This window comes from Streptomyces bohaiensis, from assembly GCF_012033785.1.
Classification (GTDB): domain Bacteria; phylum Actinomycetota; class Actinomycetes; order Streptomycetales; family Streptomycetaceae; genus Streptomyces; species Streptomyces bohaiensis.
On the sequence record NZ_JAAVJC010000105.1, the window covers coordinates 1 to 15,132 of the forward strand.

The 15,132-nt window shown below is 74.3% G+C and carries 14 protein-coding genes and 1 CRISPR repeat array; of the genes, 3 read left to right on the forward strand and 11 right to left on the reverse strand.

The features are described 5' to 3' along the window. Positions 1-99 precede the first annotated feature (99 nt). The 8 genes from HCN52_RS13420 to HCN52_RS26515 all read right to left on the reverse strand — a co-directional run bounded on the left by HCN52_RS13420 (position 100) and on the right by HCN52_RS26515 (position 7,205). The gene (locus HCN52_RS13420; RefSeq protein WP_312876683.1) at positions 100-1,311 is read right to left on the reverse strand and encodes an ROK family protein; all 1,212 of its coding nucleotides are present in this window, start codon (positions 1,309-1,311) and stop codon (positions 100-102) included. Positions 1,312-1,634: 323 nt separating this feature from the next. Next, positions 1,635-2,540, reverse strand: a complete 906-nt coding sequence (locus HCN52_RS13425; protein WP_168088670.1) for a class I SAM-dependent methyltransferase — start codon at positions 2,538-2,540, stop codon at positions 1,635-1,637. Between the two features lie 69 nt (positions 2,541-2,609). Next, positions 2,610-3,716: an NAD(P)-dependent alcohol dehydrogenase gene (locus HCN52_RS13430; RefSeq protein WP_168088671.1), complete on the reverse strand. Its 1,107-nt coding sequence runs from the start codon at positions 3,714-3,716 to the stop codon at positions 2,610-2,612. After that, positions 3,717-5,126 carry an aldehyde dehydrogenase family protein gene (locus tag HCN52_RS13435; protein WP_168088672.1) on the reverse strand — a complete coding sequence of 470 codons (1,410 nt, stop codon included), beginning with the start codon at positions 5,124-5,126 and terminating at the stop codon, positions 3,717-3,719. It abuts the gene before it with no gap. Beyond that, positions 5,123-5,890 carry a (5-formylfuran-3-yl)methyl phosphate synthase gene (locus HCN52_RS13440; RefSeq protein WP_168088682.1) on the reverse strand — a complete coding sequence of 256 codons (768 nt, stop codon included), beginning with the start codon at positions 5,888-5,890 and terminating at the stop codon, positions 5,123-5,125. The genes HCN52_RS13435 and HCN52_RS13440 overlap by 4 nt, the downstream gene beginning before the upstream one ends. Positions 5,891-6,311: 421 nt before the next feature. Next, the gene (locus HCN52_RS13445) at positions 6,312-6,581 is read right to left on the reverse strand and encodes a hypothetical protein (protein WP_168088673.1); all 270 of its coding nucleotides are present in this window, start codon (positions 6,579-6,581) and stop codon (positions 6,312-6,314) included. After that, positions 6,565-6,990, reverse strand: coding sequence for a hypothetical protein (locus tag HCN52_RS13450; protein ID WP_168088674.1), 426 nt, complete (start codon positions 6,988-6,990; stop codon positions 6,565-6,567). The genes HCN52_RS13445 and HCN52_RS13450 overlap by 17 nt, the downstream gene beginning before the upstream one ends. Beyond that, positions 6,987-7,205, reverse strand: a complete 219-nt coding sequence (locus tag HCN52_RS26515) for a DUF7848 domain-containing protein (RefSeq protein ID WP_446696972.1) — start codon at positions 7,203-7,205, stop codon at positions 6,987-6,989. The genes HCN52_RS13450 and HCN52_RS26515 overlap by 4 nt, the downstream gene beginning before the upstream one ends. Positions 7,206-7,817: 612 nt before the next feature. Between HCN52_RS26515 and HCN52_RS13455 the strand changes: the two genes are divergently transcribed. Together HCN52_RS13455 and HCN52_RS13460 are read left to right on the forward strand one after the other, a co-directional pair. Then, positions 7,818-8,648 carry a helix-turn-helix domain-containing protein gene (locus tag HCN52_RS13455; RefSeq protein ID WP_168088675.1) on the forward strand — a complete coding sequence of 277 codons (831 nt, stop codon included), beginning with the start codon at positions 7,818-7,820 and terminating at the stop codon, positions 8,646-8,648. After that, a complete protein-coding gene (locus tag HCN52_RS13460) occupies positions 8,645-8,866 on the forward strand; it encodes a DUF397 domain-containing protein (protein ID WP_168088676.1) in 222 nt (73 codons plus the stop codon). The genes HCN52_RS13455 and HCN52_RS13460 overlap by 4 nt, the downstream gene beginning before the upstream one ends. 176 nt (positions 8,867-9,042) lie before the next feature. Then, positions 9,043-10,416: direct repeats of the CRISPR family, unit length 29 nt; unit sequence GGGAACACCCCCGCATGCGCGGGGAGGAG. A 100-nt stretch (positions 10,417-10,516) separates the two neighbouring features. On the opposite strand, the gene HCN52_RS13465 is transcribed toward HCN52_RS13460, so the two are convergent. Continuing rightward, the gene (locus tag HCN52_RS13465; protein WP_312876684.1) at positions 10,517-11,722 is read right to left on the reverse strand and encodes a geranylgeranyl reductase family protein; all 1,206 of its coding nucleotides are present in this window, start codon (positions 11,720-11,722) and stop codon (positions 10,517-10,519) included. Between the two features lie 189 nt (positions 11,723-11,911). On the opposite strand from HCN52_RS13465, the gene HCN52_RS13470 reads away from it, so the two are divergent. Then, positions 11,912-13,300 carry a dipeptidase gene (locus HCN52_RS13470; protein WP_168088678.1) on the forward strand — a complete coding sequence of 463 codons (1,389 nt, stop codon included), beginning with the start codon at positions 11,912-11,914 and terminating at the stop codon, positions 13,298-13,300. Positions 13,301-13,750: 450 nt separating this feature from the next. On the opposite strand, the gene HCN52_RS13475 is transcribed toward HCN52_RS13470, so the two are convergent. Next, a complete protein-coding gene (locus HCN52_RS13475) occupies positions 13,751-14,812 on the reverse strand; it encodes an NUDIX domain-containing protein (RefSeq protein WP_168088679.1) in 1,062 nt (353 codons plus the stop codon). Between the two features lie 64 nt (positions 14,813-14,876). Further along, positions 14,877-15,132 (reverse strand): ROK family protein (locus HCN52_RS13480; RefSeq protein WP_168088680.1); only part of this gene is annotated, 256 nt, incomplete at its 5' end.

The window sequence follows — 15,132 nt, forward strand, 5'->3', positions numbered from 1 at the left end:
GCCCCGGGGGCAGGGCGGCCCGGTCGGCGGGCTCACGCCCCGCGGTGCCCGCGGCCACGGGGCGCGGTTCGGCCGGGACGATGCGGCGAGGCGCCGCGCTCAGCCGCCGGCGAGGACGGTGGCCGGGTCGTCGAGGACGGGCTGCCATGCCAGTTCGGCGGCGCCGACGAGGCTGTTGTGGCCGAGCGAGCACGGCAGGATCGGCACGCTGCCGCTGCGCCCCCACAGGCTGCGGTCGGCGACGACCGACCGCAGGCGATCGGGTGCGGCGGCGAGCAGGCTCTGGTGGAGCCCGCCGAGGATGATGCGGTCGGGGTTGAGGACGTTGACCATGGCCGCGAGACCCTGGCCCAGCCGGTCGACGAGCTGCGCCACCGCGTCGGCGACGGCGGCCGCTTCGGGGTGGTCGCCTGCGAGCAGGGCGCGTGCCTGGTCCAGCGGCGACCGGGCGGGGTCGGGGGTGACGCCCGCGGTCTCCAGGAGGGCGAGGGGGTCGGTCTCGACGTCGAGGCAGCCTCGGGCGCCGCAGTGGCAGGCGCGGCCGGCGGGGTCGACGATCAGGTGTCCGACCTCCAGGGCGAGCCCGGCACTGCCGGTGTGGAGCCGGCCGTCGAGGACGAGCGCGCCGCCGACACCGCGGTGGCCGGTGGCCACGCACAGCAGGTGCTGGGCTCCCTGGCCGGCGCCGTGGCGGTGCTCGGCGAGCGCGGCGAGGTTGACGTCGTTCCCGCAGCGGCCGGGGACGCCGATGCCCGCCTCGGTGAGGCAGTCGCGGAAGATGTCGTGGACGCGGGCGCCGGCGGGCCAGGCGACGTGCAGCGGGTTGAGGGCGGTGCCCTCGGGTTCGGCGACGGCCGAGGGGACGGCGAGCCCGGCGCCCAGGCAGCGGCGGCCGGTGGCGTGGAGGAGTTCCGCGCCTGCGGTGACGGCGTCGCCGATGATGCGCGCGGGGTCGGCGTCGACCGTCATGCAGGCAGGTGCGGTGGCGACGATGCGGCCGCCGAGGCCGACCAGCGCGACCCGGTAGCCGTCGGCGTGGACCTGCACCGCGAGCACGACGGGTCCGTCGGGTGCGATGTCGAGACGGTGCGAGGGGCGGCCCTGGGCGCCGGAGGCGGCGTGGGGGCGGGGGTCGACGGTGATGAGACCGAGCGCCTGGAGTTCGGTGGCGACGGCGCCGGCCGTCGCGCGGGTGACGCCGAGCTCGGTGGTGAGGACGGCACGGGTGGGGGCCCGCCCGGTGTGGACCAGTTCCAGGGCGGGGCCGAGGGCGCCGCGGCCGCGGTCGAGCTTGATTCGTGTCGGGGTCACCCCTCCATTCTCACTTTGTGCAGCGCCGAAACAAATCCGGGGAGGCGCGGGGTGCCGCGCACCGCCGCCGAGCAGCGGCGAGGCAGCGCCCGGCGCAACGCGGGCAACGGCCGGGCCGGGGTCCCGGGTTGCCCCACTCCCCCGCCCGGTACCGGGTCGACACGGCGTCGACAGCGCGGTGACACCGCGCTGACACTGCCTCGGGACGGTGTGCGTCGCGTTGCTCGTCCGCCGGGCCGCGCGGGCGCCGCGGTGCGGATGAGGGGGCCGCACGGCGGGTGAGGGGCCGGGGCCGCCTCACCCCCCGGTGTCCGGTCGCCGGATCAGCGGCCGTCCTTGGTGGCGAGGACCCAGCGGTTGCCCTCCAGCGCGTCGTTCGGCTCCGGCAGCGGCCCCCGGCCGTGCCGCTGGGTGAACTCGAAGGGGGTGTGCACCCGGGCGGACCAGTTCCGGGCGGTGAGCGCGCCGACGGAGTCCGGGCGCGGCGCGTGGTCGAAGAGGGAGAGCAGGTCGATGCCGATCTGAGCGTGGGTGGCGGTGTAGGTGGGGCTGTCGCGGTAGGCCAGCAGGTCCTTCTCGACCTTCATCTCGAACGCCAGGGCGCTGCCGTCGGCGGTGAGCCGGTCCACGGTCTGCACGAGGTAGGTCTCCGCCTCCGGGGGGAGGTAGAACAGCAGCCCCTCGGCGAGCCAGATGCTCGGCGCTGCGGGGTCGAAGCCGGCGCCGGTGAGGGCGGACACCCAGTCGTCGCGCAGGTCGACGGGGACGGCGACGCGTCCGCCGCGGGGGACGGCGGCCAGCTCCTCGAGGACCTGTTCCTTGAAGGCGAGGACACCGGCGCGGTCGACCTCGTAGACCACGCTGTCGGTGGGCCGGTCGAGGCGGAAGGCCCGGGTGTCGAGGCCGGCGCCGAGCAGCACCACCTGGCGCGCTCCGGTGCCCAGGGCGCCCTGGACGAAGTCGTCGAGGACGCGGGTCCGCAGCCCGAAGTAGCGGGCGAACCTGCCCCACAGCGGGTTGGCGTCGCCGCCGGCGGCATGCTGGACGCGGACCGGCCAGCCCGCGCAGCCGGGCGCGGCGCGCACGAAGTGCTCCGCGAACGGGTCCTGCGCCAGGCTGTCGTGGCGGTGGGTCTCGATGGCGCGCGCGGCGGCGACCAGCAGCGCGGTCACGCCGACGCCGCCGTCCACCCCCTCGGTTCCGGTGTGCTCGCTCGCCGTGCCGACCATGGTTCCTCCGTTGACGGTTCGGGGTGGGGTGGCCGCCCGAGGGGCGGCGGCGCCGCTGCCGGCGCGCGGTCAGCCGCGCGGGGCGGCGGGGATCAGGACGGGCTTGACGACGCGGCCCTCGTCGCAGTCGCGTTCGGCCCGGTTGATGTCGGCCAGCGGGTAGGTGCGGATCAGCTGGTCGAAGGGGAAGCGGCCGGCCTGCCACAGCCGGAGCAGCCGCGGGATCAGCAGTGCGGGCACCGCGTCGCCCTCGCAGATGTGGCGCAGCAAGCGGCCCCGGTCGAGGGTGCCCGGTTCGAGGGCGAGGGGGGCGTGGAGCCGGGCCACGAGGCCGAGGGTGCCGGTGGGCCGCAGGGCGCGCAGCGTGTCGTTGATGAGTGCGGGCGAGGCGGTGGTGTCGAGTGCGTAGCGGGCGCCGCCGTCAGTGAGGCGGCGGATGCGCTCGGGCAGCCCGCCGCCGTCCGCCGCGTCGGCGGGGAGCGGGAGCGCGCCGAACCGCTCGGCGAGGGAGAGCCGTTGCGGGTGCCGGTCGACGGCGACGGTGGTCACCCCGGCGGCGCCGGCAGCCATCACGGCGGCGAGGCCGACCGCTCCCGCGCCCAGCACGACGAGGGTGTCGCCGGGTCCGGCGGCGAAGGTGTGGAGGACGGCGCCGGCGCCGGTGAGGAAGCCGCACCCGAGCGGGCCGAGCAGCTCCAGCGGCAGGGAGCGGTCGACCCGCACCGCGTTGCGGGCCTCGACGAGGGCGTACGCGGCGAAGGACGACTGGCCGAACCAGCGCGGGGCGAGCGCCGCCCCGGCGGCGTCGGTGAGCCGGGGCGCGGACTCCCGGCCGCCGAAGAGGTTGAGCGCGGCGAAGCTCTCGCAGTAGGCGGGGGCGGCGCCGCGGCAGTGCGGGCAGCTCCCGCAGGAGTCGAAGCTCAGCACCACGTGGTCCCCGGCGGCCAGGTCGGTGCCGCCGCCACTGCTCACGACCGTGCCGGAGCCCTCGTGTCCGAGGACGGCGGGCAGCGGGCTGCGGCCGCCGGAGCGGCGGACCGCGAGGTCGGTCCGGCACAGTCCGCCGCCCGCGATCCGGACGAGGACCTCGCCCGGCCCCGGCTCGTCGTCCAGCGTGACGTCCTCGATCGTGAAGGGCGTGTCGGGTCCGCGCAGCACGGCGGCGGTGAACTGCACTCACGCCTCCGTGGGGCGGTGGACGACGAACGGGCGGAGGTTGCCGTACAGCCCCCAGGGGCCGCCCGCGACGCCGACGCCGCTGTCCTTGGTCCCGGCGAAGGGCTGGGCGAGGGAGAGTTCGGCGTGGTGGTTGACCCAGGCGGTGCCGCAGTCGAGCCGTTCCGCCACGGCCGCGGCGCGGTCGGCGTCGGTGCCCCAGACGGAGCCGCCGAGGCCGTACCCGGTGGAGTTGGCGGCCGCCACCGCCTCGTCGAGGGAGCGGTACGGGAGGACGGGCAGCACGGGGCCGAACTGCTCCTCGGTGACGACGGGGCTGTCGGGTGGCACGTCGGTGAGGACGGTGGGTGCGAAGAACCAGCCGGGGCGGTCCGGGGTGCGGCCGCCGGCCGCCGTGCGGGCGCCGTCCGCCAGCGCGCGGGCGGTGAGCTCCGCCACCCGGTCGCGCTGGGCGGCGTTGTTGAGCGGCCCGATCCGGCTGGCCGGGTCGAGCCCGGGGCCGACGGCGGTGCTCCGGGCGCGCTCGGCGAGCGCCTCGACGACCTCGGCGTGGCGGCGGGCGGGGACGTAGACGCGTTTCACCGCCATGCAGACCTGCCCGCAGTTGCGGAAGGCGGCCCAGAACAGCCGGTCGGCGATCCGGTCCACCTCCACGTCGTCGAGGAGGACGGCGGCGTCGTTCCCCCCGAGTTCGAGCGTCACCCGGGCCAGCGAGGTCGCCGCGGCTCCGGCGACGGCACGGCCGGTGGGCACCGAGCCGGTGAAGGTGACGTGGGCGATCCCCGGGTGGGCGGCGAGCCGCGCGCCGAGGGGTTCGCGTCCAGTGACGACGGTCAGCACGTTCTCCGGGAGCACGGTCGCGAGGGTCGCGACCAGCAGCCGGGTGGCGAGCGGCGTGTACGGCGAGGGTTTGAGGACGACGGTGTTGCCCGCCGCGAGCGCGGGTGCCACCTTGGCGGCGGCGAGTTGCAGCGGGAAGTTCCACGGCACGATCGCGGCGACCGGGCCGAGCGAGCGCCAGCGGACCTCGCTGTGGACGGGCCGCCCGTCGTCGACCACCCGCGTCCGGGGCGTCAGGCCGGCGAACCAGCGCAGCCGCGCGGCGGTGCGGGCGACCTCGGCCCGCGACTCCGCCAGGGGTTTGCCCTGCTCGCGGGTGAGGAGCGGGGCGAGGTCGCCGGTGGCGGCCTCGACCGCGTCGGCGGCGGCGCGCAGCGCCGTCTCCCGGGCGGCCGGGTCCGATCGCCAGTCGGGCCAGGCCCGGCGCGCCCCGGCCACGGCCGCGTCCAGCGCGTCGGCGGACTGGTCGGGCGCCTCGTCGAAGGGTTCGCCGGTGGCCGGGTCGGCCACGGCGAACCGCGCGCCGCCGCGCGCGGTCGCCGCTCCGGCGGGCGTGGCGGAGGTCGTCACGCCGCGGGTGAGGAGGCCGCGGGGACGCCGACGGCAGCCTCCCGGGACTGCCGGTCCATCTCGGCCCGGAAGGCGGCCACCAGTTCCGGTTTGATCCGACCGGCGTTGCGGTCCCCGCCCTCGCAGACGGCGCCCCGCACGCCGACGATGTCGGTGCCCATGCGGGTCAGCGCGCCGAGGTCGACCGCCTTGACGCTGCCGGCGAGCGCGGCGAGCAGCCCGGCGGCGTGGGAGAGCCGGACGAACTCGGCGCAGGCGTCCTCCGAGACGTGGTCGAACAGCCGGGTGCCGTCCTTGATGGCGGTGTCCAGCATGGCGGCGTCGGCGCCGGAGCGCGCCGCGATGTCGGGCAGCGCCAGCGGGTTGACGCAGCCGACTCGGTGGGCGTCGGCGTAGCCCGACGCGACGACGAGGGCGTCGGGGCGGTGGTCCTTCACCGCTCGGACCACGGCGCGCATGACGTCGATGCCCTGGTCGGGGGTGGTGCAGCCGTACAGCCCGACCTTGATGTACGTCGCGCCGGAGACGACGGCGCCGAGCGCGGCCTGGGCGACGGTGCCGGGCTTGTACGGCACGTCCCCCACCGTCGCGGAGACCGGCTTGTCGGCCGGGACGGCGTCGCGGATCTCCCGGATCACCCACGGGAAGTTGGCGCCGAGCGAACCCTCGTCGGGCTTCTTCACGTCGACGATGTCGAGGTGGTCGGCAGCCTTCGCGCAGTCGAGGGCCTCGTCGAGGCCGTCCGGGGAGATGAGCAGCAACACCATGAGCTCCTTCCGGCGCACGCGTCCCCACGCGGGGCAGGGGCGTGCGGGTCACCTGGTTCTCGTGCGGTGCCGCTCATCATTGACGCCGCCCCGGACCGCCGGTAGGGCGTGCGGTCGCCCGAGGGGCGCGTGTGGAGGCGCCCGGCGCACGGCGCACGAGCCGGTGCGGTGGGGAAGCACAACCGTCTCCGGGACGGCCCGCGCACGCAGCCCGGAACCACCGGCCCGGGCGGTCCGGGCTCTCTCCCCGCCTGCGGCATCCACTCCTCGCTGGGCCGCGTCGGCGGTGGCGACCACGACGCTCCGGATCGTCACGAGGGTGCTCTCCCGCCCCCGGGGAGGGCTGTACCGCCCCTGCCGGGGCCATGGCGGGGAAGAGGAGAACCGCTGGTCCTCCCGACAGGGGCGGGGCTTGGGGTCAGCGCACCCAGGAGGCGCGCAGCGGCTGCGGGGACCGCACAGGTCGGGCACGGCGAGCGGGTCGGACGGGCCGGATCACCGTCACATCGCGGTCCGACGGCAGGCGCAACTGCACACTGCGGTCGAGTTCCAACCAGGTGGTGCCGAACCGGTGGGCCACGGCGGTGACGCGTAGGCACGAGCCGCCCAGCGTCAGGAAGTCGCCGGCACGTATCTCGACGGCGGGGCAGGACATCGCTGCGGCGCGCGGGTCATCGACGATCGACACGGCTGCTCCCGAAAGGGGTGAGGACGGGACGGAGGATCGGCCGAGCGGCCAGCGAGTAGAGAACTTCGACGTCGGCGGAACCGCAGACCCGGTCCGGGCCACGGGCGTTGGCACTGATCGGCTGCCCGCCGGCCAGGGCAGCGCACTGCACCCCGCGGAACTCCGCATCGGCCACCCATTCCCGGAAGACCGTGGCGACCGGGGCCGCGTACCGGTGCTGTTCCGCCGCCTGGTCGTCCTCGGCGGCGTCGAGTACATCCGCAAGCCGAGTAGCCTGGTGGTGAAGCCAGTCGAGCGCGTCGTCAGGAGTGTCCGCCCAGGTGGTGGCCACGTACCACTCGCCCGCTGCGTCCGGCGACCTCGCGACCACCTCGCAGTGGTAGCCGTCCACATACCGCCCGGCGCTCACAAGCGAGACTCCGCCCGATACGGCGTGGAGCTGAGCTCACAAAACCGGTCGTGGCCCAGATGGTCCTCCACGTGGAGGACCACCCACATCATGGCCGCATCCCCGGTCGCCGCCTGCGGACCCATCTCCGCGCAGACCTCGCACTGCGCCCGGAAGACGAGCGGACCACGGGCCCGCACAAGAACCAGCCGCGCGAACCGATAGCCACCACTCACCGCCGCCTCAACTCCTTCAAGTGCGCATCGACCAACCGACGCAACTCCGATGACCGAGCGAGAAGGTCAGGCAGCGCTTCCGGCGATTCTTCAGGGAGCGGAAATGCCTCCGCCTCACGAACCGCGCAAGCGCCACTTCCCCGCTCGATCGCACGAATGACCGGCCGCGCCTCACGAACCGCTGCCGCTTCGCCGTTCTTATGTAGACGAAGAAGAGCTTCTCGGAGCCCCTGGCACGTGACGCACTCACCCATCGCCACACCCCGCCGCCAAAGGCACGCGCGGCGTTCCGCTGAGTCGGAGCGTGGCCCCAGGTCGCCTCAGGCCGTACGTCACCAGGAGCCGTGCGCTTGTACCGGCGTCCGCCGGAAGCGCTATGCCTACGGAAGTCAACACAGGGCGCGCCTCCTCGGCCGCACGTGTCACTACGGCCTGAGCCCGCGGCGTCTGGCCCGGCTGCCTTACGCGACTGCTGGTCATCTGTGGCACTCCATAGGCTGTGGTCCTGCCGGACCCGGTTGCAACCTCTACTTACGTTGTGTACACCCATCATCACGAGGTCGCCCCGCGCCGACCAGGGGCGGAGCCATTCCAACGAAGGCGGAATAACGCGTGAGCGAGACACTGGGCCCGGGGGGCGAACGCGGCAACGCAGCAAGGTACTTCGGCTCGGAAGTCCGCGCCCTTCGAGAGGCGCTGAACCTGTCTCAGGGGGAGTTCGCCGACCGGCTTCACTATCAACAGCCGCAACTCAGCAAGGTGGAGAACGGCACGACGCTGGCATCCGAGGCGTTCGCTGCCGCGTTGGACCGCGTCGCAGGAACGCCGGGGGTCTACCTTCGACTGCGCGGGAGGCTGCGCAAGCGCGGTCACCCGGCGTGGTTCGTCCCGTACGTCGCACTCGAAGAAAGCGCGAGCGGGATCACCGACTACTCATGTACTTTCCTGATGGGCCTGTTGCAGACCCCCGAGTACGCAGCGGCGGTCTTCCGGGCGGCGCACCCGCGTGAAACCGAAGAGCAGATCAGAGTCAGAGTCGAGACCCGGCTGCTACGCCGAGGGGTGATGGAGCGGAAAGAACCGCCCCTACTGTGGGTGATCGTTCACGAGGCGGTACTACGTACTCAGGTTGGCGGCGCCGCTGCGATGGTCGCGCAACTCGCTTACCTGGCGCTCCAGATGGAGTCCCCGCACGTCACCGTGCAAGTGCTCGGGTTCAGCGCCGGCGCCTCCCCCTCTGAGCTGCCGTTCACCGTGCTTGAGGTGGACAATCAGCCGCACGCCGTCTACACCGAGACACCGACCCAAGGCGGGCACGTAGACGACAGCCCTAGCGCGGTGGCATCCGCCAGCGCCATGGTTGACAGGCTTCGCATGTCGGCGCTGTCCGAACGCGAATCGCTGGCCTTGATTCGCAAGATCATGGAGGATCACAAAGCATGAACACTACGTCACAACTCAAGCCCGCGTACTGGGTCAAATCCTCATACAGCGGAGGCAACGGAGGCCAGTGTGTCGAATGGGCCCCGGGCATCGCATCAAGCACTGGAACCGTTCCCGTCCGTGACTCAAAGATCCCTGCGGGTCCAGCCATCACGGTCCCCGCCGATGCGTTCGCGGCCTTCGTGGCGGGCTTGAAGTCGGGTTCACTCCCCGGCTGAACGCGAGCACCCGAGGAGCCCCATCGCACCAAGCGCGATGGGGCTCCGCCACACCCGGCCGTTTGTTTCCGAGGAGCGGCGTTGGCGCCCGTCACCCCCGAGCAACAGGTGCACCTCTCCGAGACCCCTGCGCGCGGGCAAGAAGCCCTCCAAGTGTCTCCCTCTCCGGACGTGCCGGGACCGCTCCCGCTTGCGCGGGGAGGAGAGGAGATGGAGACGCAGGACATCCCACAAGGTGGGAACACCCCCGCATGCGCGGGGAGGAGATCCTAGGGGGTGCACTTCCGGTCCGTCAGGCGGGAACACCCCCGCATGCGCGGGGAGGAGGGGTTGAGCGGGACCGGGGTGCGCGTCGCCAGGGGAACACCCTCGCATGCGCGGGGAGGAGGGGTTGAGCGGGACCGGGGTGCGCGTCGCCAGGGGAACACCCCCGCATGCGCGGGGAGGAGGACATGGCCGTCGTACTGCTGGACGTCAGGCTGGGAACACCCCCGCATGCGCGGGGAGGAGTCGGGACGGGCAGGCATGGCACGGTGCGACTGGGGAACACCCCCGCATGCGCGGGGAGGAGGGTGAGCGACACCGGATTCACCGACTTCCTCAGGGAACACCCCCGCATGCGCGGGGAGGAGCACAGTCAGATGCGACGGAACGGCGGCCGCGCCGGGAACACCCCCGCATGCGCGGGGAGGAGTTCTCCCGAGTCACTTACGGGGGCGGTCTGGGGGGAACACCCCCGCATGCGCGGGGAGGAGAGCTTCCAGGTCGACGAGCAGGGCCTCACCGTCGGAACACCCCCGCATGCGCGGGGAGGAGTCGACCGCGCGCCGAACGCGGGTCATCTTGGTGGGAACACCCCCGCATGCGCGGGGAGGAGAGCGGCCAGAGGATCCAATCCCGGGCATCGGTGACGGAACACCCCCGCATGCGCGGGGAGGAGCGGCTTCCGCGCGGGCGGCGGCGACCTCCTCCCGGAACACCCCCGCATGCGCGGGGAGGAGCTGCTCAGCCAGTACAAGGGCCAGTGGTACACGGGAACACCCCCGCATGCGCGGGGAGGAGCAGCCCGTCGCATCCCTGGTCTACTTCGCCGCGGGAACACCCCCGCATGCGCGGGGAGGAGACGGTGCCGGTGAAGTTGGTGATGCGGCTGCGGGGAACACCCCCGCATGCGCGGGGAGGAGTCCGTCCCGGCCCCGGCGACGACCAGCGCCACAGGAACACCCCCGCATGCGCGGGGAGGAGTTGCCTGATGGGGTGCCCAAAGTGGGCCTCAAAGGAACACCCCCGCATGCGCGGGGAGGAGTGCGTACCTCTCTTCGGCCATCGGCCGTGGCAGGGAACACCCCCGCATGCGCGGGGAGGAGCCGACACAGCCGACCTCATCGAGACGCGATGGGGGAACACCCCCGCATGCGCGGGGAGGAGGCAGCGCACGCTCGACTTCGGGCCCGTTCCAGGGGAACACCCCCGCATGCGCGGGGAGGAGCTCAAGGCCGGCCGCCGCCATGGCCGCGCCCCGGGAACACCCCCGCATGCGCGGGGAGGAGAGTGCGCGACCTGCGGCGTTATCTGTGCCGGGACCGGATTTTACTCACTTTACCAAACTCCGGCATTTCGCCCACCTCCCCACTTCGCGGACTCTCCCTCTCACGAGCGGTCCCGCAGTTCGAGGACCTTGCGGGCCACCGGGGACGTGCGGACGATACCGGCGAGGGTGTGGGAGCCCCGGGTGATCTGGGTGAACGCCGTCCACGCCGGGCGGAAGCCGATGAGCGCCGAGTGCACCAGGCGGGGGCGGCGGGTGAACATGTCGAGCAGGCGCCGCCCGACGCCCATCTCGGCCCCGAGCCCCGACTTCACCGCGAAGGTGTAGTTGAGCGCCTGCCGACGCGCGTCGACCGCGTCCCCGGCCTCGGCGATGCGCACCGCCCACTCCCCCGCCAGTCGTCCCGAGCGCAGCGCGAAGGAGATGCCCTCGCGGGTCCACGGCTCCAGCAGCCCCGCCGCGTCGCCGCAGACCAGGACCCGGCCGCGTGACAGCGGCGAGTCGTCGGTGCGGCAGCGGGTCAGGTGCCCCGAGGAGACGGACGGTTCGAAGCCCGCGAGTCCCAGCCGCCCGATGAAGTCACTGAGGTACTGCCGGGTCGCGGCGCCCTCGCCGCGCCGGGCGATGACGCCGACGGTGAGGGTGTCGCCCTTGGGGAAGACCCAGCCGTAGGAGCCGGGCAGCGGGCCCCAGTCGATGAGGACGCGGCCCTTCCAGTCGGCGGCGACCTCCGGCGGGACCGGGATCTCGGACTCCAACCCCAGGTCGACCTGTTCCAGCCGCACCCCGACGTGTGTCCCTATGCGGCTGGCGGAGCCGTCGGCGCCGACCACGGCGCGCGCCAGCAGCGTCTCGCCGCCCGACAGGACGACGGCGACCGTGCGCCGGTCGGGGACGGCAGCGCCGTGCTGCTCCACCCGCGCCACCTGGGCGCCGGTGCGCAGCACCGCACCGGCGGCGACCGCCGACTCGGCCAGCGCCTGGTCGAACTCGGGCCGGTTCACCAGCCCGAAGAGCATCCGCCGGGAGCGGCGGGTGCGGGCGAGTTTGCCGTCGAGGGAGAAGGTGACGGCGTGGACGCGTTCGCGCAGCGGGAGTTCGAACCCGGGTGGCAGTGCGTCGCGGGTCGGTCCGATGATGCCGCCGCCGCAGGTCTTGTACCGGGGCAGTTCGGCCTTCTCCAGCAGCAGGGTCCGCCGCCCGGCGGCGGCCGCCGCGCGTGCGGCGGAGGACCCGGCCGGTCCGGCGCCCACCACGATGACGTCCCACACCTCGTCGCCGTCTCCGGCCGCGCTGTCCCTGCTCACCTGTCGCTGACGCTCCCGTCCACCCGTCTCGACCGGCCCTGGCCCGGGCCGCCTCTCGGCCAACCGCTTCCGCATCCTACGGCGCCGACCCCCGGCATCGGCGCTGTGGGATGATCTCCGCACCCCACGAACCACCCGGTCCGCCGAGCCGTCGCGGGCCGTGTCCGTCCCGCTGAGGAGCCGCACACGATGCCGACTCACCACCCCGACGACGCCACCCTCGCCTCGGCGGTCGCCGCGATGATGCCCGAGGCCCGCCGTGAACTCGCCGAGCTGGTCTCGTTCCGTTCCGTCGCGGACCCCGCGCAGTTCCCTCCGGAGGAGTGCGAGCGAGCCGCGAACTGGGTCGCCGACGCGCTGCGCGCCGAGGGGTTTCGGGACGTCGCGCTGCTGGACACCCCCGACGGCACGCAGTCCGTCTACGGCTACCTGCCCGGCCCCGACGGCGCGCCTACGGTGCTGCTGTACGCGCACTACGACGTGCAGCCGCCGCTGGACGAGGCGGCGTGGACCTCCCCGCCGTTCGAGCTGACGGAGCGGGACGGCCGCTGGTACGGGCGCGGCGCCGCCGACTGCAAGGGCGGCGTGATCATGCACCTGCTGGCGCTGCGGGCGCTGCGCGCCTCGGGCGGCGTGCCGGTCGGGGTGAAGGTGATCGTGGAGGGCTCCGAGGAGCAGGGAACCGGCGGGCTGGAGCGGTACGCCGAGGCGCACCCGGAGCTGCTGCGGGCCGACACCATCGTGATCGGTGACTGCGGCAACTTCCAGGTGGGCCGCCCGACGGTGACCGCGGTGCTGCGGGGCATGACGATGGCGCGGGTCACCGTCCGGACGCTGGAGGGCAACCTGCACTCCGGTTCGTTCGGCGGCGCCGCGCCGGACGCGCTGGCGGCGCTGATCCGGGTGCTGGACTCGCTGCGGGCGGCGGACGGTTCGACCGCTGTCGACGGGCTGGCGGCGGACGAGGTCTGGCCGGGGACGGCCTACCCGGAGGAGCAGTTCCGCGCCGACGCGCGGGTGCTGGACGGGGTGGAGCTGATCGGTTCCGGCGAGGTCGCCGACCGGCTGTGGGCGCGCCCGGCGGTGACGGTGCTCGGCATCGACTGCCCGCCGGTGGTGGGTGCCACGCCGTCGGTGCACGCGCAGGCGCGCGCTCTGGTGAGCCTGCGGGTGCCGCCGGGCACGGACCCCGCCGAGGCGGCGAAGCTGCTGGCCTCGCACCTGGAGGCGCACGCCCCGTGGGGCGCACGGGTGGAGGTGGAGGCCACCGGCGAGGGGCACCCGTTCCGGGCGGACACCGACAGCCCGGCGTACACGGCGATGGCGACGGCGATGGCGGCCGGCTACGACGGTGCGCCGATGGAGATCACGGGCCAGGGCGGGTCGATCCCGCTGACCTCGACGCTCGCGGGGCTGTACCCGGAGGCGGAGCTGCTGCTGATCGGGCTGAGCGAGCCGGCGGCGCGCATCCACGCGGTGGACGAGAGCGTCTCGCCGCAGGAGCTGGAGCGGATGTCGGTGACGGAGGCGGTGTTCCTCCGCGAGTACGCCCGGTCGGTGGGGGCCGACGCCGGCTGAGCCCTGCCCCGCATTCCGCCGTCGCACAGCGACGAGGGCCCCGTGCCCGGCTGCTGCCGGGGCGGGGCCCTCGTGTCGACGCTCCGCCGGGCGCTGTTCCGGCGGCGGGTCGGGGCGGCGCGGTCAGGGCGCCGACCGTCTCGCGTACCGGCGGCTGGACCCGCGGGGGCGGCGGGCCGTGCTGCGCGGGGTGGGCGGCGCCGGTGCGCCCACCCGTCCAACTATGGTGCGGGGCCGACCGTTCGGTGCGGCCCCCTCGCGGGGTTCCACGTCGTGGCTCCTTCTGCCTCGGGACGACTGCTCCGAGTCAGCCACGGGACGCAGCCGGCCACCACCGGTGCGGGGCCAAGCGGGGAACACGGAGAGCCATTGGTGGTACGCGGAGGGTGGCGAGCGGTGACGGCTCCGTGCGGCGGCCCTCGTCCCTGACGCAGGTCGCGCGAGGGCGGGTCAGGGGCTGACGGGTATGCCGGCCTCCAGGTTGATGGTCCTGCCGCGGGCCCGGGCCTCCAACGCCCAGCGGAGTCGCAGGAACCGGCCGGGCGAGAGGAGGTGTTCGGCCTCGGCCGTGCCGACGAACCGCCACTGGCGCAGCTCCTCCCCCGGGAGCAGCAGTTCGCCGAAGCGCTCCTCGGGGAGCCGGCCGCCGTCGAACAGCATCCGGACACCGCCAAACCCCGGGGGCACCGGGGGCTCCCAGTCGACGACGAGCAGCCGGGGGCCGTCCGCGAGCCGCAGCCCCAGTTCCTCGGTGACCTCGCGGAGCGCGGCGCCCGAGGGCGGCTCGCCGGGTTCGACGACGCCGCCGGGGAACTCCCAGCCGGGCTTGTAGGTGGGGTCGACGAGCAGCACGCGGTCCTGTTCGTCGAAGATCAGCATCCCGGCGGCGACGGTGGCGGCGGTCGGGCGCGGGGACTGCACGATCTCGCACACGCCCGCGCCCTCCCCCACGGCGGCGGCGACGCGTTCGGCGGCCTCGCGGCCGGTGAGGCGGGAGGTGTCCAGGACGTGGGCGTCCGTCCGGAGCCAGGGCAGCGCCGCCCGGTAGGCGGGCAGGTGGTCCCCGGCCCAGGTGAGGTCCCGCGCGCTGTCGACGCGGGCGGTGGCGGAGCCGGCCGCCGTGGCGGTGGCGGCCGGGCCGTCGGAGAGGAACCGCTGGTGAAGGATCGTTTCTTCAGCGTCGAGCAGCACGTGCCGGACCGCCAGACCGCGGGAGGCCAGACCGCCGAACATCTCGTCGCGCCGCTCCTGGCTCAGCACCGACAGCGGCAGCACCAGCACGCCGCCGGTCTCCCGGTGCACCGCCGCCGCCGTCTCGACCAGCAGCCAGCGCCACGCGGGCAGGTCCTGGTCGCGCGCCACCTCCTTGAGGCGGCGCGCCGGGAGGGTGGCCCGCAGCAGGCCGCCGATGTGCTCGGGGTCCAGCAGCACGGAGTCCGGCAGCAGTGCGACCAACTCCGCCGCTGCGGCGTACATGCCCGCGCCCTCGGCGCCGTTGAGCCAGATGATCACCAGTGACCCTCCTCGTGTCGGCCTGGAATCAGGTGCCCGCTGCAACGGGTCGCGGAAACGTGCCTCAGCCGCCGCCTGCGGTCCGGCGCGCCTCGGCGGCCGCGCCGACCAGACCGGCGTCCCCGCCCAGGAGCGCCGCACGCACCGGCAGGCCCCGCACGTAGGGCAGCGCCGCGTACTCGGCGAGGGCGGTGGCGAGCGGGTCGAAGAGCACCGCGCCCGCCTGCGCGACCCCGCCGCCGATTACGACGACGTCCAGGTCGACGAGGGTGGCGGTCGCCGCGATCCCGGCGCCCAGGGCGCGGGCCGCCCGCCGGAAG